Annotated in this window: 25 protein-coding genes; 19 read left to right on the top strand and 6 right to left on the bottom strand. The window is 64.3% G+C overall.

Annotation, left to right across the window (positions count from 1 at the left end):
* The first annotated feature begins 540 nt into the window (after window positions 1–540).
* The 7 genes from NG898_RS01350 (at window position 541) to NG898_RS01320 (ending at window position 5,696) form a co-directional block, all read left to right on the top strand.
* Entirely contained in the window at window positions 541–1,161 is a 621-nt protein-coding gene (locus NG898_RS01350) for a MotA/TolQ/ExbB proton channel family protein (protein ID WP_045202714.1), read from the top strand.
* Between the two features lie 28 nt (window positions 1,162–1,189).
* Window positions 1,190–1,618, top strand: a complete 429-nt coding sequence (locus tag NG898_RS01345) for an ExbD/TolR family protein (RefSeq protein ID WP_004631807.1) — start codon at window positions 1,190–1,192, stop codon at window positions 1,616–1,618.
* 27 nt (window positions 1,619–1,645) lie between these two features.
* A complete protein-coding gene (lpxK, locus tag NG898_RS01340; protein WP_252690769.1) occupies window positions 1,646–2,695 on the top strand; it encodes a tetraacyldisaccharide 4'-kinase in 1,050 nt (349 codons plus the stop codon).
* 68 nt (window positions 2,696–2,763) lie between these two features.
* Entirely contained in the window at window positions 2,764–2,952 is a 189-nt protein-coding gene (locus tag NG898_RS01335) for a Trm112 family protein (RefSeq protein WP_021195835.1), read from the top strand.
* A gap of 16 nt (window positions 2,953–2,968) precedes the next feature.
* Window positions 2,969–3,775 (top strand): 3-deoxy-manno-octulosonate cytidylyltransferase, encoded by an 807-nt coding sequence (gene kdsB / locus NG898_RS01330; RefSeq protein ID WP_252690768.1) that lies wholly within the window; start codon window positions 2,969–2,971, stop codon window positions 3,773–3,775.
* Window positions 3,776–4,121: 346 nt separating this feature from the next.
* A complete protein-coding gene (adk, locus tag NG898_RS01325) occupies window positions 4,122–4,790 on the top strand; it encodes an adenylate kinase (protein ID WP_252690767.1) in 669 nt (222 codons plus the stop codon).
* A gap of 147 nt (window positions 4,791–4,937) precedes the next feature.
* Window positions 4,938–5,696, top strand: coding sequence for a 3-hydroxyacyl-CoA dehydrogenase (locus NG898_RS01320; protein WP_252690766.1), 759 nt, complete (start codon window positions 4,938–4,940; stop codon window positions 5,694–5,696).
* 14 nt (window positions 5,697–5,710) lie between these two features.
* On the opposite strand, the gene NG898_RS01315 is transcribed toward NG898_RS01320, so the two are convergent.
* Entirely contained in the window at window positions 5,711–6,607 is an 897-nt protein-coding gene (locus NG898_RS01315; protein ID WP_252690765.1) for a LysR family transcriptional regulator, read from the bottom strand.
* Between the two features lie 119 nt (window positions 6,608–6,726).
* Between NG898_RS01315 and NG898_RS01310 the strand changes: the two genes are divergently transcribed.
* On the top strand, window positions 6,727–7,758 hold the full coding sequence (locus NG898_RS01310) for a bile acid:sodium symporter family protein (protein ID WP_252690764.1): 1,032 nt from the start codon (window positions 6,727–6,729) through the stop codon (window positions 7,756–7,758).
* Here the strand turns inward: NG898_RS01310 and NG898_RS01305 are convergent, their stop codons facing one another.
* The 3 genes from NG898_RS01305 to tsaE are packed head-to-tail and all read right to left on the bottom strand — an operon-like array spanning window position 7,759 to window position 10,403.
* Window positions 7,759–8,304 (bottom strand): GNAT family N-acetyltransferase, encoded by a 546-nt coding sequence (locus tag NG898_RS01305; RefSeq protein WP_252690763.1) that lies wholly within the window; start codon window positions 8,302–8,304, stop codon window positions 7,759–7,761.
* A gap of 3 nt (window positions 8,305–8,307) precedes the next feature.
* On the bottom strand, window positions 8,308–9,831 hold the full coding sequence (locus tag NG898_RS01300) for an N-acetylmuramoyl-L-alanine amidase (RefSeq protein ID WP_252690762.1): 1,524 nt from the start codon (window positions 9,829–9,831) through the stop codon (window positions 8,308–8,310).
* The gene (tsaE, locus tag NG898_RS01295) at window positions 9,825–10,403 is read right to left on the bottom strand and encodes a tRNA (adenosine(37)-N6)-threonylcarbamoyltransferase complex ATPase subunit type 1 TsaE (protein WP_252691597.1); all 579 of its coding nucleotides are present in this window, start codon (window positions 10,401–10,403) and stop codon (window positions 9,825–9,827) included. The genes NG898_RS01300 and tsaE overlap by 7 nt, the downstream gene beginning before the upstream one ends.
* 16 nt (window positions 10,404–10,419) lie before the next feature.
* Between tsaE and queG the strand changes: the two genes are divergently transcribed.
* The 7 genes from queG (at window position 10,420) to plsY (ending at window position 16,262) form a co-directional block, all read left to right on the top strand.
* A complete protein-coding gene (gene queG, locus NG898_RS01290; protein WP_252690761.1) occupies window positions 10,420–11,571 on the top strand; it encodes a tRNA epoxyqueuosine(34) reductase QueG in 1,152 nt (383 codons plus the stop codon).
* A 261-nt stretch (window positions 11,572–11,832) separates the two neighbouring features.
* Window positions 11,833–12,483, top strand: a complete 651-nt coding sequence (locus NG898_RS01285; RefSeq protein ID WP_252690760.1) for a chalcone isomerase family protein — start codon at window positions 11,833–11,835, stop codon at window positions 12,481–12,483.
* Between the two features lie 122 nt (window positions 12,484–12,605).
* Complete coding sequence (locus tag NG898_RS01280; protein WP_252690759.1) at window positions 12,606–13,583, top strand: tripartite tricarboxylate transporter substrate binding protein BugE; 978 nt, start codon at window positions 12,606–12,608, stop codon at window positions 13,581–13,583.
* 62 nt (window positions 13,584–13,645) lie between these two features.
* Window positions 13,646–14,122 carry a methylated-DNA--[protein]-cysteine S-methyltransferase gene (locus NG898_RS01275; protein WP_252690758.1) on the top strand — a complete coding sequence of 159 codons (477 nt, stop codon included), beginning with the start codon at window positions 13,646–13,648 and terminating at the stop codon, window positions 14,120–14,122.
* Complete coding sequence (xerD, locus tag NG898_RS01270) at window positions 14,119–15,054, top strand: site-specific tyrosine recombinase XerD (RefSeq protein ID WP_252690757.1); 936 nt, start codon at window positions 14,119–14,121, stop codon at window positions 15,052–15,054. Before NG898_RS01275 ends, xerD begins: the two co-directional genes overlap by 4 nt.
* 22 nt (window positions 15,055–15,076) lie before the next feature.
* On the top strand, window positions 15,077–15,568 hold the full coding sequence (gene ybaK / locus NG898_RS01265; RefSeq protein ID WP_252690756.1) for a Cys-tRNA(Pro) deacylase: 492 nt from the start codon (window positions 15,077–15,079) through the stop codon (window positions 15,566–15,568).
* Between the two features lie 70 nt (window positions 15,569–15,638).
* Window positions 15,639–16,262, top strand: coding sequence for a glycerol-3-phosphate 1-O-acyltransferase PlsY (gene plsY, locus NG898_RS01260; RefSeq protein ID WP_092972604.1), 624 nt, complete (start codon window positions 15,639–15,641; stop codon window positions 16,260–16,262).
* Here plsY and NG898_RS01255 read toward each other — a convergent pair.
* The gene (locus NG898_RS01255; RefSeq protein ID WP_252690755.1) at window positions 16,259–17,230 is read right to left on the bottom strand and encodes a GlxA family transcriptional regulator; all 972 of its coding nucleotides are present in this window, start codon (window positions 17,228–17,230) and stop codon (window positions 16,259–16,261) included. The genes plsY and NG898_RS01255 overlap by 4 nt on opposite strands.
* 205 nt (window positions 17,231–17,435) lie before the next feature.
* On the opposite strand from NG898_RS01255, the gene NG898_RS01250 reads away from it, so the two are divergent.
* Window positions 17,436–19,823, top strand: a complete 2,388-nt coding sequence (locus NG898_RS01250) for an acylase (protein WP_252690754.1) — start codon at window positions 17,436–17,438, stop codon at window positions 19,821–19,823.
* Window positions 19,824–19,889: 66 nt separating this feature from the next.
* Here NG898_RS01250 and NG898_RS01245 read toward each other — a convergent pair whose 3' ends face one another.
* Entirely contained in the window at window positions 19,890–20,375 is a 486-nt protein-coding gene (locus tag NG898_RS01245) for a YajQ family cyclic di-GMP-binding protein (protein ID WP_009241389.1), read from the bottom strand.
* Between the two features lie 106 nt (window positions 20,376–20,481).
* Between NG898_RS01245 and murB the strand changes: the two genes are divergently transcribed.
* The 3 genes from murB (at window position 20,482) to argG (ending at window position 23,462) form a co-directional block, all read left to right on the top strand.
* On the top strand, window positions 20,482–21,510 hold the full coding sequence (gene murB / locus NG898_RS01240) for a UDP-N-acetylmuramate dehydrogenase (RefSeq protein ID WP_252690753.1): 1,029 nt from the start codon (window positions 20,482–20,484) through the stop codon (window positions 21,508–21,510).
* Window positions 21,511–21,658: 148 nt separating this feature from the next.
* Window positions 21,659–21,976, top strand: a complete 318-nt coding sequence (ppnP, locus tag NG898_RS01235) for a pyrimidine/purine nucleoside phosphorylase (protein ID WP_027680653.1) — start codon at window positions 21,659–21,661, stop codon at window positions 21,974–21,976.
* Between the two features lie 148 nt (window positions 21,977–22,124).
* On the top strand, window positions 22,125–23,462 hold the full coding sequence (gene argG, locus NG898_RS01230; RefSeq protein WP_252690752.1) for an argininosuccinate synthase: 1,338 nt from the start codon (window positions 22,125–22,127) through the stop codon (window positions 23,460–23,462).
* Window positions 23,463–23,513 lie beyond the last annotated feature (51 nt).

The raw sequence follows: 23,513 nt of genomic DNA, 5'->3' as shown, positions 1-23,513 counted from the left end.
TTTTTCGAGGCGCCCCCTCGTTTTTCTCCGGATCCACGCAAAAACCCCGGTTGCTTCATTTTTGAGCACATCATTGGACTTCCTTTTGGATCAAGCACTTAACGTACTTGTTGAGGCAATGTCCACAACCCATCCACACAACTGTCCCGCAGGCGTGGGGATTACTCGGCGTTTTACCGGATCCGAAAGCGCTTGTTCATGGATTGACCCCCAAAATGCCGTTTGCATATTTTTTAAGCACCGCCCCGAACTCCCTTTCGCATCAAGCACTTAGTTTGCTTGTTCGGGCAATGTCCACAACCCGTCCACAAGACTGTCCCGCGCGGCTGTGGATTGTGCGGTCAGCATCTTTCGTGACAGCGCGTTGACCATCGACTGCGGCTGTCGCGATGCCGCGCCATCGTGTTGCCGTGGCAGGTCCGACGCGCTAGAGTGCTGCCTGTTTTTGCCGCAACGGACAGCGTTCGGGGACGCGGACGGCACAAGCAGCAAACCAGAACAGAATCACACTCCTTCCACAACGACAAAACGGGTTGTCCAGTGTTTTCCATCATTCAAGCCGCCGGCTGGCCGATCTGGCCGCTATTGATCGCCTCGGTGCTCGCACTCGCGCTCATCATCGAACGCTTCGTCGCCTTGCAACGCAAGAAGATCATTCCGCCCAAGGTGTATGACGAGGCGCTGGCCGTCGCGCATCAGCGCCGCGCCACTCCAGAAGTGGTGAACACGCTGGAACAGGGCTCGCCGCTGGGCCGGCTGCTGGCCGCCGCGCTGCGCCATGTGGTGCTGCATCCGAACACCACGCGCGATGCCGCCAAGGAAGTGGTGGAGGAAGCCGGCCAGAACGTGGCGCACCGCCTGGAGCGCTATCTGAACGCGCTCGGCACGATTGCGTCGGTGGCGCCGCTGATGGGCCTGTTCGGCACGGTGGTCGGCATGATCGAGATCTTCGGCAGCCAGACCGCCGCGGGCACGAACCCGCAAGCGCTGGCGCACGGCATCTCGGTCGCGCTGTACAACACCGCGCTGGGCTTGGTGGTGGCCATCCCGACGCTGATCTTCTGGCGCTACTTCCGTGGCGTGGTCGATAACTACGTGGTCGAGCTGGAGCATCTCTCCACCACGTACCTCGACGCGATCCTGCCGCCGCGGCGCGGCTGATCCGGGCAACGCCCTACTGGAAACAGCCATGCGCTTCCGCCCGCGCCGTGCCCGCGAAGAGCCGGAGATCAACCTGATCCCGCTGATCGACGTGCTGCTCGTGATTCTCATCTTCCTGATGATCACGACCACGTATTCCCGCTACACCGAACTGAAGGTCAACCTACCCACCGCCGAGGCTGAAAAAGCCACCGAGCGCCCGGGCCAGATCGTCGTGTCCGTCACTGCCAACGGCGTCTACTCTGTCGACAAGCAAGTGCTCGACACGCGCGATGTCACCAGCCTGGCCGATGCGCTGCGCAATGCCGCGGGCAAGGCCGGCGGCCCCGAGCCCATCGTCATCGTCAACGCCGATGCGCAGGCCGCGCACCAGGCGGTGGTCAATGTCATGGAAGCCGCACGTGTGGCCGGTCTGTCGCACCTGACCTTCGCCACGCAAACCGGCAACGCCCGCTAAGAGACCGCTTCTCAACCACCATCACGCATGCCCGTCGCCCAGCACCGTCTCGCCAGCTTCGTCACCCGCCAATGGCAGTTACGCGGCTGGTTTGCGTGGGTGATGTGGCCGCTGTCGTGGCTGTTTGGTGGAGTGAGCGCCCTGCGCCGGCTGCTGTTCCGCACGGGCGTGCTGCGCTCGGTGCGGCTGCCGATGCCGGTGGTGGTGATCGGCAACGTGACGGTGGGCGGAGCCGGCAAGACGCCCGCCGTGATTGCGCTGGCGTCGGCGCTGGCTGAAGCCGGCCTGCGGCCAGGCATCGTCTCGCGCGGCTACGGTGCGCAACTGAAGCATCCGCGCCCTGTGCGCGAACACTCCCGCGCAGAAGACGTCGGCGATGAACCGCTGCTCATCGCACGCGCCACCGATCTGCCGGTGTGGGTCTTCCCTGATCGCGTGCTATGCGCGCAGACGCTGCTGGCCTCGCACCCGGGCTGCAACGTGATCGTCTGCGACGACGGCTTGCAGCACTACCGCCTGCGCCGCGATATCGAAATCATCGTGTTCGACACGCGCATGGGCGGCAACGGCTTCCTGCTGCCCGCCGGCCCGTTGCGCGAACCGATGACGCGCCGCCGTGACGCCACGCTCATCAACGATCCGAACTACCGCGCCACGCCCGACCGCCCGGACGTCTTCGGCATGCACCTCGAGCTGCAGGACGCCTACAACCTGGCCGACCCGGCGCTGCGCCGCCCGCTGGCCCAGTTCGCACGCGTCGAAGGCGGGCAATTGCTGGCCGCGGCCGGCATCGGCAACCCCGAGCGCTTCTTCGCTTCGCTGCGTGCCGCCGGCCTCAAGCCGAGCACGCTGCCGCTGCCCGACCACTACGATTTCGCCGACAACCCGTTCACCGACAGCCACGCCGAGGTCATCCTGATCACCGAAAAGGATGCCGTAAAATGCGGCCATCTCGACGACCCGCGCATCTGGGTGGTGCCGACCACACCGGTGGTCGACGCGGCGCTGGTCGAACAGGTCTGCCAGCGCGTGCGCGCCCTGGCCGATCGCGCAACGCTCAAGGCAAGCGCACAATAACGCCACCCTTCCGCTGTACCGGCGCGCCGCCCTCCACCTTGAGCGGCCGCCACGGAGCCTCTACCGCCATGGACAATCGCCTGCTGGAAATCCTCGTCTGCCCGTTGTGCAAGGGCGCGCTGCAACACGACCGCGCCAACAACGAACTCATCTGCCACGTCGACAAGCTGGCCTACCCCATCCGCGACGGCATCCCGGTCATGCTGGCTGACGAAGCGCGCCAGACCGTGGAAGGCACGCCGGTCGACCCGGCCTGATACGAAGGTCGCCGCCATGTCGCACGCGCCGTTCATCGCTGTCATTCCCGCGCGGCTGGCGTCCACGCGGCTGCCCAACAAACCGCTGGCCGATATCGACGGCAAGCCGATGGTGGTGCGCGTGGCTGAACGCGCGCATCAGTCGTCGGCCGCGCGCGTGGTGGTCGCCACCGATGCAGCGTCGGTCGCGGATGCCTGCATGCAGCATCACGTGGAAGCCGTGCTCACGCGCACCGACCACGCCTCCGGCACCGACCGTCTGGCCGAAGTGGCCACCGTGCTGGGTCTGCCCGACGACGCCATCGTCGTCAACGTGCAAGGCGACGAACCACTGATCGCGCCGACGCTGATCGACAACGTGGCCGCGCACCTGCGCGATCACCCCGACTGCGCCATCGCCACCGCTGCCCACCCGATCCACGACCCCGCCGACGTCTTCAATCCGAACGTCGTCAAGGTCGTGCTGGACGCTGCCGAGCGCGCGCTGCTGTTCTCGCGCGCGCCGCTGCCCTGGGCGCGCGACACCTGGACACCCGCCGTCATGGCGCAGTCCGCTGCGGAGCGCCCGCTGCCGGCCATGCCCGTGCTGCGCCATATCGGCATCTACGCGTACCGCGCCGGATTCCTGCGCCGCTTCCCGCAATTGGCCGCCGCCCCCATCGAGCAAACCGAGCAGTTGGAGCAGCTGCGCGCCATGTGGCACGGCGAACGCATTGCCGTGCTGACCACCGATGACGCTCCCGCCGCCGGTGTCGACACCCCCGAAGACCTCGCACGCGTGCGCGCTGCCTGGGGCGAACTCCTGGCCCAGGACGGCCCCTGAAGCCGCGATTTCTCTGAACTTTGCGCGCGGGGCTGCCAAAACCCCGGCCCCGCCATGGCATAATCGCGAGGACGACAAGCCGCATGACGGCGCCCACGCAGGCGCCACAGCGGCGACAGGGAGACAAATCGAGCCATGGGTGCCGCCGTCCGGCGGACGCCTGATTCCCCAGAGTCCGGTAAGGCTGGCGTCAACTTCGCCCGCTAGGCTGCCTGTTTGCGTCGATTGCGTCGCCATGGCTTGATCACCAGGCGTATTGGGAATCCGCCCTCTCGGACCGATTCCCAACGCGCTTTATACAGCCTGACAGCGCGACAGGATTCGAAAACTTGAGGAACTCGTCACCATGCGGTTGATTCTGTTGGGCGCGCCCGGCGCCGGCAAAGGTACGCAAGCCAAATTCATCTGCGAAAAGTTCGGCATTCCGCAGATCTCCACCGGCGACATGCTGCGCGCGGCTGTCAAGGCAGGTACCCCGCTGGGTATTGAAGCAAAGAAGGTGATGGATGCCGGCGGCCTGGTGTCGGATGACATCATCATCGGCCTCGTTAAAGACCGCCTGCAACAACCCGACTGCAAGAACGGCTACCTGTTCGACGGTTTCCCGCGCACCATTCCGCAAGCGGAAGCCATGAAAGATGCCGCCGTGGCAATCGACTACGTGCTGGAAATCGACGTGCCGTTCGACGCCATCATCGAGCGCATGAGCGGCCGCCGCGTGCACGTGGCATCCGGCCGCACGTACCACGTCAAGTACAACCCGCCCAAGACCGAAGGCGTGGACGACGAAACCGGCGAACCGCTCATCCAGCGCGACGACGACAAGGAAGAGACCGTGCGCAAGCGCCTGGACGTGTATGAGAATCAGACGCGTCCGCTGGTGGATTACTACTCGCAGTGGGCCGCCAACGGCAATGGTGCCGCCAAGATTGCGGCGCCGAAGTACCGCAAGATCAGCGGCATGGGCAACGTGGACGAAATCACGGCCCGCGTGTTCGGTGCCCTGCAGGACTAAGCGCACCTCACAAATACCCGCCAGGAAAAAGGCGCCTCGATCATGAGGCGCTTTTTTTTTTTGCGCGATCGCTGGCCGCTTCGCGCTACCATATGACGTTGACGTAAACGTCAAGTAACTCGCAATCCACAAACGAGGAGACACGGCATGGAGATTCGCGATCAGGTATTCATCGTCACCGGCGGCGCGTCGGGACTGGGTGCAGGCACGGCTCGCACGTTGGCGGAAGCCGGTGGCAAGGTGGTGATTGCAGACCTGAACGAGGCCGCTGGCACCGCGCTGGCGCAAGAACTGGGCGGCCGCTTCGTGCGCTGCGACGTCACGTCGGAAGCGGACGGGCAAGCCGTTGTGGAGGCCGCCACATCGCTGGGCACGCTGCGCGGGCTGGTGAACTGCGCAGGTATTGCCACGGCATCGCGCACGGTGGGCAAGACGGGCCCGCATCCGCTGGACCAGTTTGCACGCGTGATCAACATCAATCTGATTGGCACGTTCAACATGATCCGCTTGGCCGCAACGGCCATGGCCGGTAACACGCCCAACGCCGGCGGCGAGCGCGGCGTGATCATCAACACGGCATCGGTCGCGGCGTTTGACGGGCAGATTGGACAGGCGGCCTACGCGGCGTCCAAGGGCGGCGTGGTGGCGATGACGCTAGCGATTGCACGTGACCTCTCGCGCGACGGCATCCGCGTGATGACGATTGCACCGGGCATTTTCGAGACGCCGATGCTGCTTGGGATGCCGGCCGAAGTGCAGGACGCGCTGGGCAAGATGGTGCCGTTCCCGCCGCGCCTCGGTAAGCCGGCGGAGTATGCGCAGCTCGCGCGCGCGATCGTCGAGAACCCGATGCTCAATGGCGAAACCATCCGCCTGGATGGCGCCATCCGCATGCAGCCCAAATAATCGCTGCGGTCAGGTCACGAGGTGGCTGGCAGCGCCATCCGGCGAATCATCTGCCACGCCGCCTCGGCCGCCGGCGAGAGCGAGCGATCATGCCGCCGCGCCAGCACGATGGCACGCGTTTCCTTCGGCGACAGCGGCACCGCCACCAATGGCGACGAAGACGGTAGCGGCAACGACAGCGACGGCACCACGCCCGCGCCGATGCCCGCTTCCACCATGCCAAACACGGCGCTGCTGTGACCCATCTCCTGCGCGACGTCAGGTTGAACGCCGTGGCGCAGGAAGATGCGGTCGATGAGCGGGCGACTGCCCGAAGCATGGTCGAGCAGGACAACCGCCGTGCGATGCAGATCTTTCCAGCGCACGCTGCTGCGTTGCGCGAATGGGTGATCCTTGCGACAGACGAGGCAGAACGGATCGATCAACAGTGGCTCGGTCCATAGGCCTTCGGTATCGAGCGGCTCCACCACCACACCGAAATCTGCCCCGCCCGTGCGGATCAATTGCAGCGTGTCGACCTGCACCGAGTCCCGCACAATCATGCGGATATCCGGATAGCGCACCGCGCACTCCGCCACGTACACCGGCATCAGACGTGTCGACACGGTCGGGCTGGACGCCACCACCACGCGCCCCCGCCGTTGCTCGCCCACCTGGCGCGCCTGTTGCAGCGTGTCGTCCAGATCAGCGACGAGGCGGTCGAGCGCCGTGGCTAGCGAACGCCCCACTTCCGTCAGCACGACTTCGCGGGTAGTGCGATCGAGCAGCTTCAGGCCCAGTTCGCCTTCCAGCTCCGAGATCGAGCGGCTCACAGCCGGCTGCGTCAGGCCGATGGTGTCGCCCGCGCGACTGAAGCTGTGCGCACGTGCCACCGCAAGAAAGACGCGCAATTGGCGCAGGGTCACATTCATGCTGACGACGTATGAATTGATTCGATCAATGCATTTGTATTCTAGATAGGGATGTTGTGCAATAGCGCCTATCCCGCCATCCAACCCGCGCCCTCACGTAACGGTGACTGCGCACGCACATGAAGATTCCGCTTCTGTCTCCGTTGTTGTCCCATATCGATGGGTTCATTCGCGCCATGCTGGTAATGGTCGCGCTGGCCCTGTTCTTCCCCGCGCTTGGCGCGAGCGACGGTCCGCTGCGGCTGGACATCGTCACCATCGTCGGCGTGTCGCTGGTGTTCTTCCTGCACGGCGCGGCGCTCTCGCGCGAGAAAATCGTGGAAGGCGCGCGCAACTGGCGCCTGCATTTGTTCGTGCAAAGCTGCACATTCATCCTGTTCCCGCTGATTGGCGCGGTCATCCTGTTTGTCTGCAAGCCGTTCATTCCGGCTGAGCTGCTGTTGGGCGTGTTCTATCTGTGCGCGCTGCCGTCCACGGTGTCGTCTTCGGTGGCGATGACAGCGATGGCCAAGGGCAACGTGCCGGCCGCCATCTTCAACGCGACCATCTCGGGGCTGATCGGCATGATTGCCACGCCGCTACTGATGAGCTTCGTGATCCAGGCCTCGGGCGCGGACCTCTCGGTCGGCAAGGCGCTGCTGGGCGTGGCCGAACAACTGCTGCTGCCGTTCGTGCTGGGCCAGTTGCTGCGCCCGGTCATCGGCGGCTTCATCAATAAGCACAAGCCGATCATCAACAAGGTCGACCGCGCGGTGATCCTGCTGATCGTGTTCAACTCGTTTGCCGATTCGACGCACGCGGGTGTGTGGTCGAAGTATCCGTGGGAGACCATCGTGGCGGTGGCCGTCATGAGCGGCGCGTTGCTGTTCGTCGTGCTGGGTGCGACGACATGGCTGTCACGGCGCGCGGGTTTCAACTTGGCCGACGAAATCACTGCCGTGTTCTGCGGCTCGAAGAAAAGCCTGGCGAACGGCGTGCCGATGGCGAAGATCCTGTTTGCCGGCAACCCCGCGCTCGGCCTCATCGTGCTGCCGTTGATGATCTATCACCAGTTGCAGTTGATCGTGTGCTCGACGCTGGCGCGTAAGTATGCGGATCGCGTTGCCAACTCGGAAGCCAGTGCGGGCGCACCGGCCAGCCGCCCGGCTTGATCAGCGCAAGCTCATCAAGCTCGCTAGTTCCCCTTCCGGCCAATGGTAGGTGCGCACCCAAGCGTGCCCGCCGTCGGCCGTCTCCAGCCAATTACGGCTGACCGGCACACCGCCCAGCGCTTCGTAGAAGCCGATCGCGGCAGTGTTCGCCTCGTACACCAGCAGATGCAACTGTGTGATGCCCTGGGCTGCAGTCCAACGTGCCGCTTCGCCCATCAGGCGCTTGCCGACACCGTGGCCGCGTGACGCCGGCAGCAGATGCAGGTTGTCGACGAGCGCACCCCAAGGCGTGCCGTCTTCACGCAGGGTGCAGAGAAAACCAATGGTTTCGCCGTCCAGCTCGGCACACCACACGCATTGCCCAGCCACGGGTGTAGACATGCGTTCATGCCACTTGGCCTGCATCTCTACGTTGGCCACGTCGTCGAGATACGCATCGGACAGGATGCCGAGCCCGCGATATGCGCTCTGCCAGCTTCGCGCGTGGATGTCGGCGATGGTGCTGGCGTCAGACGCACCGCCTTCGCGCAGCACGAGCGTCGTCATGCCTCAGACGCCCGGGTTGCGCGACAACGGCGGGTTCTTGGCAAAGTAGGCCCGAATGCCGCGCAGGATGGCGTCGGCAAGCTGGTTCTGGTGGCCCAGATCGTTGAGCTTGGCCTCTTCTTCCGGGTTGGAGATGAACGCCGTCTCGACCAGGATCGACGGAATGTCCGGCGCCTTGAGCACCGCAAAGCCCGCCTGCTCGACCTGCCCCTTGTGCAGCCGGTTGATGCCGCCAATCTGGTCCAGCACCGCCCTGCCGACCTTCATGCTGTCGGTAATCTGCGCGGTGGTCGACAAGTCCAGCAGCACGCGCGTGACCTGCGCGTCTTTCGAGCCAAGATTCGCCCCGCCGATCATGTCCGCAGCGTTTTCCTTATTGGCGAGCCACTTGGCCTGCGCGCTCGAGGCGCCTCGATCGGACAGCACGAACACCGATGCCCCGCGCGCCTCCGGCGAGAGAAACGCATCGGCATGGATGGAGACGAACAGATCCGCCTGCACGCGGCGTGCCTTCTGCACACGCACGCCCAGCGGAACGAAGTAATCGGAATCGCGCGTCATCATGGCGCGCATGTTGGGCTGGGCGTCGATCTTGGCCTTGAGCATGCGGGCGATCGACAGCACCACGTCTTTCTCGTGCGTGCCGGCACCGCCCGTGGCGCCTGGGTCTTCGCCGCCATGACCCGGGTCGATGGCGACCGTGAGCAGGCGACGCATGCGCGGGCCGTTCGACAGCGCGCGTGGCACCGGTTGCTCGGGAACGATCTCCAGCGGCGGCGTGTTGGGCGCGTTGGCAAGCGTCGACGGAGGGTGCGCAGAGGTCGCCGGCGGTGTCCTGCGCGGCGGCGTGCGGTTGGCAAGCGCCGGGGGCTGCGGCTCTTCGATCGGCGTCTTGGTCGGGCTGCCGCCGCTGTTGCGGCGTGCCAGCGCGGCGATCGGATCGTCGTCATCCGACGGTTCTGGCATCGGCGTGCCGCCTGACGCAGCAAAGCGTTCCTGCTTGCCCTCGGTGGCCTGCACGAGCTGCATCAGCGGGTCAGGCGGGTTGGTCGGGTACAGATCGAACACCAGCCGGTTGCGATAGCCGGCAATCGGCAGCAGCGTGAACACCTGCGGGTTGACGCTTTCCTTCAGATCGAACACCAGACGCACGACGCTCGGCCGGTTCTGACCCACGCGCACCTGGCGGATGTACGGATCGTTCGGCGCAATCTTGGCGACCAGTTCGCGCAACGTCGGGTTCAGGTCGAGCCCGTCGATGTCGACCATCAGGCGATCCGGATCCTTGATGAGCTGATGCGTAGCCTTGAGCGCGACGTCTGATTCGATGGTCACGCGCGTGTAGTCCTCGGCGGGCCACACGCGCACGGCGACGATATTGGCCCCGCGCGCAATCTGCGGGCCCACCAGGCTCAGAATGACCGTGCCTGCGCCGGCCTTCGCCATGCGCGTGAGCCATTGGCGGCGTGCCTGGCTCGGCAGGTTGGGATCATCCGGTTGGTCGGTCGGCAGATGCTTGATCAGCATGGGAACAGGTGTTGCAACGACTGTAGAAGTTGAAGGCCGGTCTGCGTGCGCGCGGTCAGATGTGCGGCGCGCGGTGCATGCTCAACGCCGTCATCATAGGTTTCGTGCACAACGTCAACCGATAAAGCGATGTGCAGATCAGGCGCGCCAAGCAGCGCCTGGGCTTTCTCGGGCCATTCGACCAGGCACAGCGCAGGTTCGGCAAAGCAATCGCGGAACCCGGCATCAGTCCACTCTTCGGGATCGGCAAAGCGGTACAGGTCGAAGTGATAGACCTTTTGCGCGCCCGTAGTTCCGGCAACGTCGTACGGCTCGACCAGCGTATAGGTGGGACTGCGCACGCGCCCGGTATGTCCGAGGCCGCGCAGGATGGCGCGCGAGAGCGTCGTCTTACCCGCGCCCAGATCGCCCGAAAGTTGCACCTGCACAGGTCGCGGGCCCAGCGCCAGCACCGCCTGCGCGAGCGCCGCGCCAAACGCCGACGTGGCCGCTTCATCGACGAGCGAAAGCGTGCGCTCAGCGAGCGGAGGGGTCAAACCAGAAGGCGCGTCAGCAGGAAGCACGGTGGGCATTGCGTACAATTTGGGCATGTCCGCCACCCCCACGTCATCACCAGAAACGAACCTGGATGCACGCTTGCCAGCCGATGCGGCCGGCATGCACGCGCTTGTGGCGCAGATTCGCTCCTGGGGCGCCGAACTCGGTTTCGATGCGGTCGGCATCGCCGACGTCGACCTGTCGCATGCTGAAGAAGGGCTTCAGACATGGCTTGCGCAGGGGTTTCACGGTGACATGGATTATATGGCGAACCATGGCATGCTCCGCGCACGCCCGGCCGAACTTGTTGCCGGAACGGTACGCGCCATCGTCGCGCGGATGCCGTATCTGCCACATCTGGATAATCCGCGAATGGCCGGCAGCGACTGGCGTGCCGTCGAGTGGGACCGCCTGCGCCGCCCGGAAGACGCCACCGTCTCGCTCTATGCACGCGGCCGCGACTATCACAAGGTACTGCGCCAGCGCCTGCAGAAGCTGGCAGAGAAGATTGCCGGCGCTGTCGGGCCGTACGGCTTTCGCGTATTCACCGATTCAGCACCGGTGCTGGAAGTGGCACTGGCCACCAACGGCGGCTTGGGCTGGCGCGGCAAACACACGCTGCTGCTGGACCGCGATGCGGGCTCGATGTTCTTCCTCGGTGAAATCCTCGTCGATTTGCCGTTTCCCGTTGATCCGCCCGTGGAGCCTCACTGCGGCAACTGCACGCGCTGCATCGACGTCTGCCCCACGCAGGCCATCGTCGCGCCATACACGGTCGACGCACGCCGTTGCATTTCATACCTGACCATCGAGCACAAGGGCAGCATTCCGGTTGAGCTGCGCGCGGCGATGGGCAACCGCGTCTACGGCTGCGACGACTGCCAGCTCATCTGTCCGTGGAATAAGTTTGCAGTGCCGGCCAACCTGTCCGACTTTGACGTGCGCAATGGGTTGGATGCGGCCACGTTAGCTGAGCTGTTCAACTGGACCGACGCAGAATTCAACCAGCGGTTGGAAGGCAGTCCGATCCGCCGCATCGGCCACGAGCGCTGGCTGCGCAACATTGCCGTGGCGATTGGTAACGCGCTGCGCGGCCCGCTCTCGGATGCCACGCGCACGCAACTGACAGCCGCCCTCCTCGCGCGCGCAGATGACACCTCGGCCCTCGTGCGCGAACACGTCGCATGGGCGCTCGCCCAATGACGTGAGCACTTCCTGCGGTTGATCACACCCACGCATGAACATTGTGACGCGCTCTTAATCTAGTTTTTCAAGTGGCCTACCGATTGTTTTAAAAACAAAACAACGCGCGTCTAACACAAACCTGTGAATACCGCTTAAGGCTGACGTCAGCAGGGCCTTATACCGCCTAGTACGCAAACGCTTGCGCATCAGGGCAGACACTAATTGTTTACAAATAAAATATCGGGAAAATGGCGGCTTAATCTCAAACCGCCCACTTCGATGTTTTCCGCTCTTGTTCATCTCCGTCGCGCCTTGCAAGTTGCTGTGCGTGCCCGCTCATCCTGGATGGCACGTGCGTGGCGTGGCGGTGTCATAGGCGCGATGCTCTGCGCTGCGTGCGCGAGCCCGGCATGGGCAACGGTGAACGTCGAGGGCGTGCCATTCGATGACGCCGCACGCGTGGCCGGCCACGAACTGCTGCTCAACGGCACGGGCCTGCGTTCAGTATTTGTCATCAAGGGCTATGTCGCCGGCTTGTACCTGCCCGAGCGTGCGAAGAACGCGGCGGTCATCCTCGGCATGAAGGGGCCGAAGCGGCTGCAGATCCACCCGCTGCGCGATGTGGGCGCCGATACGTTCATCCACGCGCTGAACGACGGCATCCACCGCAACCAGACGGAAATTCAGTTGCAGAGGCTGGCCAACCGTCTGACGCAGTTGGAAGACGCGATGCGCCAGATTGGCTCCACCAAGCGCGGCGACACCATCAACTTCGACTACGCGCCCGATGCCGGCACCACCATCAGCATCAATGGCGTGGCGCGCACCAAAGCCATCCCCGGCGAAGATTTCTACCAGGCTGTGCTCAGCATCTTCATCGGCAACAGCCCGGTCGACCGCGATCTGAAAAGCGGGTTGCTCGGAACCTGACAATCTGACGATTGGCTTTTCAGGGTTTCCCCGGTTGCCGTGTGGCTGGCGTTTGCCGTTGTGCTATTCAGCAGTTTCCCCACAAGAACGCAGAACGCACACGAAGCTACAAGGAGGAGACGATGACCAAGGGACGACTGATCGCCAGCCTGATCGGCGCCGCAGGAATGGCGTTGTGCGGGCCGGCGCTGGCAGACAACTACCCCACCAAGCCGCTCAAGCTGATCATTCCGTTTCCGCCGGGCGGCACGACAGACATCGTGGGGCGCGGCGTGGCCGATCAGCTTTCCAAGGTGCTGGGCCAAGCCGTGGTGGTGGAAAACAAGGGCGGCGGCGGCGGTTCGATCGGCGCCGATGCCATCGCCAAGGCTGTGCCGGATGGCTACACGATCGGCATCGCCACCGTCTCCACGCACGCTGTCAACCCGGCGTGCAACCCGAAGCTTTCATACGACCCGCTCAAGGATTTCAAGCCGATCACCAACCTGGCCACCGTGGCCAACGTGATTGCGGTCAACCCGACCTTTCCGGCCAAGAACTACAAGGAATTTGTCGCGGCGCTGACGGCCAACCCCGGCAAATATTCGTTCGCGACGTCGGGCACCTGTGGCATCGGCCACATGCTGGGCGAAGAGTTCAAGGTGCTGACCAAAACGCAGATGGTCCATGTGCCATATCGCGGCGCTGGGCCTGCGCTGAACGACGTGCTCGCCAACCAGGTGTCGATCATGGTCGACAACCTGCCCTCGTCCATGCAGTTCATCAAGAGCGGCAAGCTACGGCCAATCGTGGTGGCGTGGAATAAGCGCATCGATAGCCTGCCCGACGTGCCCACCTTTGCCGAAGTCGGCCTGAAGGACGCGAATGATCCAGCGTGGTACGGACTCGTCGCGCCGGCCGGCACGCCGGACGACATCATCCGCAAGCTCAACGAAGCTTCGGTCAAGGCGCTGAAAGATCCGGGCCTGGTCGATCGATTCCGCGGTGCCGGTGCCGAGCCCGTCGGCAATACGCCGCAGCAATACATGGCCGAGATCAAGCGTGAATTCGACAAGATGCGCACGCTGGTCAAGCAGCAGAACATCAAGCTGGATCAGTAGCGCTGCCTGCCTGGGGGCCTGTGCTAGATTCGCAGGATTGTTTATAGCGCCGGCCCCCTGTCATGCCATCCCCTTTCGACGCCGTTCTGAAAGCGCCCTTCGGCAAGCTGGGCGTGCGCGTGGCCGACGGCGCCCTGCGTGAACTCGTTTACCTGCCCGATAGCACGCCCCTCGTCGATTCATCAGACGCGTTGATCGCCAGGCTGGCCCGCCAGCTCGACGCGTACTACGACAATCCCCGCGCGACCTTCGATATCCCGCTCGCGCCCGCCGGCACCGATTTCCAGCACCGCGTGTGGCGGGCCATCAGCGCCATCCCGTGCGGCAGCGTCATCACCTACGGCACCATCGCGCAACAGATCGGCAGCGTGCCGCGCGCGGTCGGGCAGGCGTGCGGCGACAACTGGTTCCCGATCCTCATTCCGTGCCACCGCGTGGTGAGTGCGTCCGGCATCGGCGGGTTTTCGCATCACACGGATGGCTACCTGTTGAACATCAAGCACTGGCTGCTGCGCCACGAAGGCGTGATGCTGATATGAGAAAGGCCGCACAGAAAGACGCCGAAGCGCCGGCCCTGCCACCACAAAGCGCAGATACCATCCAACGCTTTTGCGACGCGCTGTGGCTAGAAGATGGCCTCGCTCGCAATACGCTCGATGCGTACCGGCGCGACCTCACCCTCTACGCGCAGTGGCTCGCCGAGCGCAGCAAATCCATCGCCGAAACGGAAGACGGTGACCTGGCCGATTACTTTGCCGCACGCCATGCCGAGAGCCGCGCATCGTCCGCCAACCGGCGCCGTACGGTGTTCAAGCGTTTCTTTCAATGGGCGTTGCGCGAGCATGTGGTGAGCACCGATCCGTCGCGCCTGCTGCCCACGGCTAAGCAGCCGCCGCGCTTTCCGAAGACGCTGTCCGAAACGCAAGTCGAGGCGCTCATCAACGCGCCGGATGTCGACACGCCGCTCGGCCTGCGCGACCGCGCGATGATCGAGCTGATGTATGCGAGCGGGCTGCGCGTGTCGGAAATCGTCGCGCTGAAAACGGTGGAAGTCGGCCTGAACGAAGGTGTGGTGCGCGTAGTTGGCGGCAAAGGCGGCAAGGATCGTCTGGTGCCGTTTGGCGCCGAAGCGGGCGACTGGCTGCGGCGTTATTTACGCGATGGCCGCACGGCGCTGCTCGGCGAGCGCACGGCGGACGCGCTGTTCGTCACCGCGCGCGGCGAAGGCATGACGCGCCAGGCGTTCTGGTATCTCATCAAGCGCTATGCGCTGCTCGCCGATATCCACGCGCCGTTGTCTCCGCATACGTTGCGGCACGCGTTTGCCACGCACCTGCTCAATCACGGCGCAGACTTGCGCGTGGTGCAAATGCTGCTTGGCCACGCGGATATTTCCACCACGCAGATCTACACCCACGTCGCGCGCGAGCGGCTGCGCACGCTGCATGCGCAGCACCATCCGCGCGGATAGCGATCGTTCTTCCCTGCCCCGTATGAGCAAGTCCAAGCACGTTTCCGAGACGCCCGCCACGCAGTTCCTCAAGGCACACGGCGTCGCCTTTACCGAACACACCTACGACTATGTCGACAAGGGCGGCACCACGGAGTCGTCGCGCCAGCTCGGCGTGGACGAACACCACGTCGTCAAGACGCTCGTCATGGAAGACGAGCACGCCAAGCCGCTGATCGTGCTGATGCACGGCGATTGCTCGGTCTCGACCAAAAACCTCGCGCGGCAGACCGGCCGCAAGAGCGTGCAGCCATGCAAGCCCGAGGTGGCGCAACGGCATAGCGGCTACCTCGTCGGCGGCACATCGCCGTTTGGCGTGCGTAAGGCGATGCCGGTGTACGTGGAGGCGAGCGTGCTGGAGCTGGAGCGCATCTATATCAACGGTGGGCGGCGCGGCTTTCTGGTGAGCCTGGCGCCCAGCGTGCTGACGTCGGTGCTGAACGCGCAGCCCGTCAATTGTGCAAACCCCGATTGAAACGAACGCCGCCGCTGGGGCACGCTTGCGGCCACGCTACAATCCCGCAGCCTGATTTCTCACATTCCATATGTCACCAGTCGTCGCAACCGTCATTTTTGCCGTAGCCGCCTACCTGATCGGCTCGATTTCGTTTGCCGTGGTGGTGAGCCGCGCCATGGGTCTGGCAGACCCTCGCACCTACGGCTCGGGCAACCCCGGCGCCACCAACGTACTGCGTTCGGGCAACAAGAAGGCAGCCATCATCACGCTGCTCGGTGATGCGGCCAAGGGCTGGCTGGCGGTGTGGCTGGCGCTATTCCTGGCGCCACGCTTTGGCGTAGATGAGACCGGCATCGCGCTCGTGGTGATCGCCGTGTTCCTGGGCCACCTGTTTCCCGTCTTCCACCGCTTTGCCGGCGGCAAGGGCGTGGCCACGGCGGCGGGCATTCTGCTGGCGCTAAACGTGTGGCTCGGGCTGGCAACGCTGGCTACGTGGCTCATCATCGCCGTGTTCTTCCGTTACTCGTCGCTGGCGGCGCTGGTGTCGGCGGTGTTCGCGCCGTTCTTCTACGTGCTGATGAACGGCTTCGACTGGATTGCCGGGGCGGTTGCGCTGATGGCGGTGCTGCTCATCGCGCGCCACCGCGCCAATATCGCCAAGCTGCTGGCCGGCAAGGAAAGCCGCATCGGCGAGAAGAAAAAAGCCGCTTAATTTCGCAGCTCGGCGCGCACCGAATGCGCGCGTCGATGTTCTCCCGGCGGCCGCCCCGTGTGCCGCCGGATCAATCGTCGGAAGGCGGACATGTCCTGATAGCCGCACTGCTCGGCAATCGTCGTCAGGCTCAGCGTGCTGACTTCCAGCAAGTGGCACGCGCGCTCCACACGGAGCCGATGCAGCAATTGCAGCGGCGACATCCCCACCGTTTTCGTGAAATGCCGCAGCAGCGTCCGCTCGCTGGTCGAGGCGACGGCGGCGAGTTTCCCCAGATCAAACGGTTCGTGCAGATGCTGCTGCAGGTAACGCCTCGCGCGCAGCACAATGCTGTCGCGAATAGCCGGTTTGCTGCGCAGCCAGATGCCGATCGCCTCGCCGCGTGAGGGGTGATCGAGCGCCGTATTGCCCAGCGTGCGCGCGAGCCGCGCATCAGCCAGCCGCGCGACCACGCGGTGCATGAGCGCCACGCCATGCTCCATCGCCCGGGCGGTGATGACGTTGCCGCTGCTGACGATGGCCTGCGCCGGCGCGGCTTTCAGATGCGGAAAGTAGCCCTGCACCCAACCTGCGATGAGCCATGTCACCGTCAATCGTTGGCCTGAGGGCAGCACGTCAGCCAGCATCGCCACACCTGTGAAGGGCGACGCCACCAGCCGCCCCGCACCCAGATAACGGCGGATGATGGCGCGCTCCACTTCGAGCAGGGCCAGACGCTGCTCCAGCGTGCCGATGTGATCGAAATGCAGCGGGGGGACGATCAACGCATCACCGAGGTGCGTGTCGTCTTCTGCCAGTGCGTCACAAGGGCACGCGAGCGTTTCTGCCGCGGCCTGCCAACGCGCCGGGTCCCGCGCGATGAGTCGCCAGCCGAATACCGGCGCCTTGGCGGCATTGGCCCGCTTGCCGCCTTGCATGGAAGCCAGCGCATTGGCCACGCGAAGCGTGTCGGCGGCGGTCGCCAACATGGAGAAAGCAGCGTCCGGAAAGGTCAGAAGGTCGATTTTTGGCATGCCCGAGTATAGGCGCGGGCCGCAATCCGCGTGGCGATATTGACCCCAATTCTGGCGGGAATACCTCTTTCGGATCGGAATCGCCCGATTGACGATGCGACGGTGGCTGCGCACAGACGCAACCGCCCATAACAACACCGACATCAGGAGACAACGCACGATGCAGCGATTCATGCAGGGATTCGCATTGCGCACCACGCTTGCCACGGCCGCGCTTGCGGCGCTGGCCGGCTGCGCCAGCACAGACCGCGGCTGGACCACGCCTTCGGACACCGGCCTTTCGGCCGAAATCAGCCGCACCCGCTTCGGCATTCCGCACGTCCGCGCCAACGACTACGCCAGCCTCGGCTTCGGCATGGCCTATGCCTATGCACAGGACAACGTGTGCCTGCTGGCCGACCAGGTCGTCACCGTGCACGGCGAGCGCTCGAAGACGTTCGGGCCGGACGGCACCGTCGTGGTGTCGTTCAAGCCGGTGCCGAACACGCAAGCCGACGCCTTCTTCAAGAGTGCGTTTGATGAAGCTGGCCTGCGCGCTGGCTATGCGCAAATGTCGCCTGAAGCGCGCGAGCTGCTGCGCGGCTACATCGCGGGCTACAACCGCTATCTGAAAGACACACCGGCCGCCAACCGCCCGGCAGCATGCCGCAATGCCGACTGGGTACGCCCCCTCACGGTGGCCGACATGATGCTGATGGGCGAAGAAAAGGCCATCCAGGCCAGCGCAGGCGCCATGCTGGCGAGCATCGTCGCTGCGCAGCCGCCGGGCGGCGCGCCTGCCTCCGCCGTCATTCCACCGCATGCTGTCGACACCGCCGCGCTCGACCGCGATCTGCAGCTGCGCGACATGCCGATCGGCTCCAACGGCTGGGCCTTCGGCAAGACCGCCACCGATACGGGCCGCGGCGTGCTGCTCGGCAACCCGCATTTCCCGTGGACGACCACCAACCGCTTCTACCAGGTCCACTTGACCGTGCCCGGGAAGCTGGACGTGATGGGTGCGTCGATTGCCGCGTTCCCCGTCGTCAGCATCGGCTTCAACAAAGACGTGGCATGGACGCACACCGTTTCCACCGGCCGCCGCTTCACGCTGTTCGAATTGAAACTGGCCGAGGGCGACCCGACCACTTACCTGATCGACGGCAAGCCGCACAAAATGACGACGCGCACCGTCGCGTTTGACGTGAAGTTGCCGGACGGCCGCATCGAGCATCGCGCCCACACCTTCTACAACACCGTGTATGGCCCCGTGCTGTCGATGCCCGCCGGCGGCATGCCGTGGACCACGCAGAAGGCATACACGCTGCGCGACGCCAATCGCAACAACACGCGCTCCATCGATACGTGGCTGCATATCGCGCAGGCCAAGGATGTGGCAGGTATCCGGCAGGCCATCGGCAATCTCGGCATTCCCTGGGTGAACACGATTGCCACCGACCGCAACGGCCGCGCGCTGTTTGCCGATGTGTCGACCACGCCGGATGTGTCGGCTGAAGCGCTCAAGCGTTGCGCGCCGTCTCCGCTGGCCGACAAGCTGTTCAAGGGCGTGGGATTGGTGCTGCTCGACGGCTCACGCAGTGCGTGCAATTGGCAGGTCGATCCGGCATCGCCCGTGCCGGGCCTGGTGGCGCCCGCACGCATGCCGGTGCTGGAGCGCGATGACTACGTCGCCAACAGCAACGACAGCTCGTGGCTGAGCAACCCGGCGCAGAAACTGACGGGTTTCTCGCCGGTGCTGGGCTCGACCGACGTGCCTCAACGCCTGCGCACCCGCATCGGCCTGATCGAGATCGAGCGCCGCCTCGCCGGCACCGACGGGCTGCCGGGCAACAAGGTGAACCTGCCGAACCTGCAAGCGATGATCTTCCGCGACGCCAACCTCGCCGGCCACCTCGTGCGCGATGATCTGCTGGCCGCCTGCAAAGCCACGGACAACCTCGATGCCGATGTGCGCGATGGCTGCGCTGCCCTTGCGCAATGGAACCTCACGGACAACGTCGACGCCCGCGCTGCGCACCTGTTCCGCGAGTTCTGGATGCGCGCCAAGGACATCCCGCATGTCTACGCGGTCGACTTCAACCCGGCGGATCCGATCCACACACCGCGCGACCTGCGCATGAGCGATGCAACCGTGCGCACGGCCGTGTTTAAAGCGTTAAAGGATGCCGTGGGCGCCGTCCGCACGGCCGGCTTTGCGCTGGACGCACCGCTAGGCACGGTTCAGGCGGCACACGCGCCGGGTGGCGATATCGCCCTGCACGGCGGCGAGGAGTACGAAGGCGTGCTGAACAAGCTGCAAAGCACGCCGATTGGGCCGAAGGGCTTGCAAGTGTATTTCGGCACGAGCTACATCCAGACCGTCACGTTCGACGATCAGGGGCCGGTTGCCGATGCGCTGCTGACCTACGGTGAATCCAGCGATCCGGCCTCGCCGCATGCGTTCGACCAGATGCGCGAGTTCTCGGCCAAGCGCTGGAACCGGCTGCCGTTCTCGGAAGCCGCCATCGCTGCCGATCCGGCGCTGAAGGTAACCAAGCTGTCGCAGTGAAGTTTTGCCGCTGCAAATGCAAACGCCCCGCTCGTGCGGGGCGTTTTGCTTGGGAGCGCGACGGGCTCAGTCGCGGAAGTTGTTGAAATCCAGCGGCGTGTCGCTCACGTCCTTGCGCAGCATGGCGATCACGCTTTGCAGGTCATCGCGCTTGGCGCCGGTCACACGCACCGCATCGCCCTGAATGCTCGCCTGCACCTTGATCTTGCTGTCCTTGATCGTCTTGACGATCTTCTTGGCCAGGTCGCCCGAGACGCCCTTCTTGATCTTGACGACCTGCTTCATCTTGTCGCCGCCGATCTTCTGCTTGTCCTGGTAGTCCAGGAAACGTACGTCGACGTTGCGCTTGGCGAGCTTGTTCATCAGCACGTCGTTGACCTGGCCGATCTTGAAATCGTCATCGGCAAACAGCGTGAGTTCCTGCTCCTTATGCTCAACGCGGGAGTCCGATCCCTTGAAGTCGAATCGCGTCGAAATCTCTTTGTTAGCCTGTTCCACGGCGTTCTTCACTTCCACCATGTTGGCTTCGCATACCACGTCAAACGACGGCATCGTGTTCTCCTTGCAGACTTGAATTCGGGTTGCTGCGGCGCCTCTGGGCGGGGGCCGCGTGCGCCATGGCTTCTATAATCTCGGCTTTCCCAGCAGATTTGGCGCCATGGCGTTGCTCGACACGCATTATCCCCTAGGCCAGCACAACACGTTCCGTTTTGAGGCCACTGCGCGCTATGCCGCCCACGCTCGCACGCCGGAAGACATTCCCGCCGCACTGGCCGACCCGCGCGTGCAAGGCCTGCCTGTGCTGGTGCTGGGTGGTGGCAGCAATGTCGTGCTCACGCGCGATTTCGAAGGCCTCGTGCTGCTGATGGAGATTCCGGGCATCGCTGCCGGCCAAAGCACGGTCAACGGCCGCGAGGTCAACACCGTCACTGCAGGCGGCGGCGAATCGTGGCACGGCTTGGTGGCCCACACCATCTCGCATGGCTTGCCTGGGCTGGAAAACCTCGCGCTGATTCCCGGTACGGTGGGCGCGGCGCCCATCCAGAACATCGGCGCATACGGCGTCGAGATCAAGGACCGCTTCCATTCCCTGCGCGCCTACGACCGCCACGCTGGCGAATTTGTCACCCTCACCGCCACCGATTGCGCCTTTGGCTACCGCGACAGCCTCTTCAAGCGTGCCGGCGCCGATCGCTATGTCATCACCGAGGTCACCTTCGCCCTGCCGGTCGATTGGCAGCCCGACACGCATTACGCCGAACTCGCGCGCGAGCTGGCCGCGCAACATGTCGCCAGCCCGACGGCGGAGGACATCTTCGATGCGGTGGTCACCATCCGCCGCCGCAAGCTGCCCGATCCGGCCGAGATCGGCAACGCGGGCAGCTTCTTCAAGAACCCCATCGTCGATGCCGCCACGCGCGATGCGCTGGCCGAGCGTTTCCCGAATCTGGTCGGATATGCACAGCCCGACGGCACGTACAAGCTCGCCGCCGGCTGGTTGATCGATCAGTGCGGTTTCAAGGGCCGGCAGAGCGGAGCGGTGGGCGTATATGAAAAACAGGCGCTGGTGCTGGTGCACCGTGGCGGCGGCAGCGCGGTCCAGTTGATGACACTGGCACGCGAGATCCAGGACGCGGTTCATGCGCGCTTTGGCGTGCGCATCGAGCCTGAACCGGTCGTGGTGTAAACAGGCGGGCGGAGGAGCTCGCTGGGCATCTTGCGCCACATCGCACGCCTCAAGATCCGGGCGGCACTCGCCTGACGTACCCGCGGTCGATCCAATGGCCTAAAATGGCTGGTTTGACCCCACGACCTCCCTTTTCCCGTTCCATTTCATGACCACCGAAACCTTTGACGGCGTCCGCCTGACCACCAAGGCCAATGTGTACTTTGACGGAAAGTGCGTCAGCCACAGCTTTACCCTGCCTGACGGCACCAAGAAGTCCGTGGGCGTGGTGCTGCCGGCCACGCTGACTTTCGGCACGGCCGCCGCCGAGATCATGGAATGCGTGGGCGGTTCGTGCGAATACAAGCTCGACGGCACCGATGAATGGAAGACGTCCGGCGCAGGCGAAAGCTTCCAGGTTCCGGCCAACTCGAAGTTCGACATTCGGGTGACCGAGGCCTACCACTACATCTGCCACTACGCCTGAACCTGTCCACGATCCTACTGCGCGGCTCGATCTTGACCTTGTGATGCTCGCCGTACCCATGTACGGCTGCGCTTCTCAGGCCAACCTCGAACCGCTCGCTACGGATTCTGAACAGGTTCAAAGAACTGAAAGACTGAAGAGACACACCATGGAAACCATCCTGCAACACGTTCCCGTCGGCCAGAAGGTCGGCATTGCCTTCTCGGGCGGTCTCGACACCAGCGCTGCGCTGCGCTGGATGAAGAACAAGGGCGCGCTGCCCTATGCCTACACCGCCAACCTGGGCCAGCCCGACGAGGAAGACTACGATGCCATCCCGCGCAAGGCCATGGAGTACGGTGCAGAGAAGGCCCGCCTGATCGACTGCCGCCCGCAGCTGGCCAATGAAGGCATTGCCGCTATCCAATCCGGCGCCTTCCACATCAGCACTGGCGGCATTACGTACTTCAACACCACGCCACTGGGCCGCGCCGTGACCGGCACCATGCTGGTCGCCGCCATGAAGGAAGACGACGTCAACATCTGGGGCGATGGCTCGACCTTCAAGGGCAACGACATCGAGCGCTTCTACCGCTATGGCCTGCTGACCAACCCGGCACTGAAGATCTACAAGCCCTGGCTGGACCAGACCTTCATCGACGAGCTGGGCGGTCGCGCTGAAATGTCGGCCTTCATGACCAAGGAAGGTTTCGGCTACAAGATGAGCGCCGAGAAGGCGTACTCGACGGACAGCAACATGCTGGGCGCCACGCACGAGGCCAAGGATCTGGAGCATCTGAACAGCGGCATCCGCATCGTCAACCCGATCATGGGCGTGGCGTTCTGGAAGCCGGAAGTCGAGGTCAAGGCGGAAGAAGTCTCGATCACCTTCGACGAAGGCCGCCCGGTCGCCGTCAATGGTCGCGAAATCGCCGACCCGGTGGAGATGTTCCTGGAGCTGAACCGCATCGGCGGCCGTCACGGCCTGGGCATGAGCGACCAGATCGAGAACCGCATCATCGAAGCCAAGAGCCGCGGCATCTACGAAGCCCCGGGCATGGCGCTGCTGCACATCGCCTACGAACGCCTGGTGACCGGCATCCACAACGAAGACACCATCGAGCAGTACCGCATCAACGGCCTGCGCCTGGGCCGTCTGCTGTACCAGGGCCGCTGGTTCGACCCGCAAGCGATCATGCTGCGCGAAACCGCCCAGCGCTGGGTGGCCCGCGCCGTGACCGGCACCGTCACGCTGGAACTGCGTCGCGGCAACGACTACTCGATCCTGAACACGGAATCGCCGAACCTGACCTACGCGCCTGAGCGTCTGTCGATGGAGAAGGTCGAAGACGCACCGTTCAGCCCGGCTGACCGCATCGGCCAACTGACCATGCGCAACCTAGACCTGATGGACACGCGCGACAAGCTGGCCATCTATTCGAAGGCCGGCTTGCTGTCGCTGGGCACCGCCAACGCGCTGCCCCAACTCGACGGCGGCAAGAAGTAACTGCCTGCCGCATCAAGGCAAAAAGGCCGCTCCGACGTCAATCGGAGCGGC

Source organism: Ralstonia mojiangensis, assembly GCF_023955645.1.
GTDB lineage: Bacteria > Pseudomonadota > Gammaproteobacteria > Burkholderiales > Burkholderiaceae > Ralstonia > Ralstonia mojiangensis.
The sequence above is the reverse complement of the archived record's forward strand: the minus strand, read 5'-3'. Positions and strand labels throughout refer to the sequence as shown.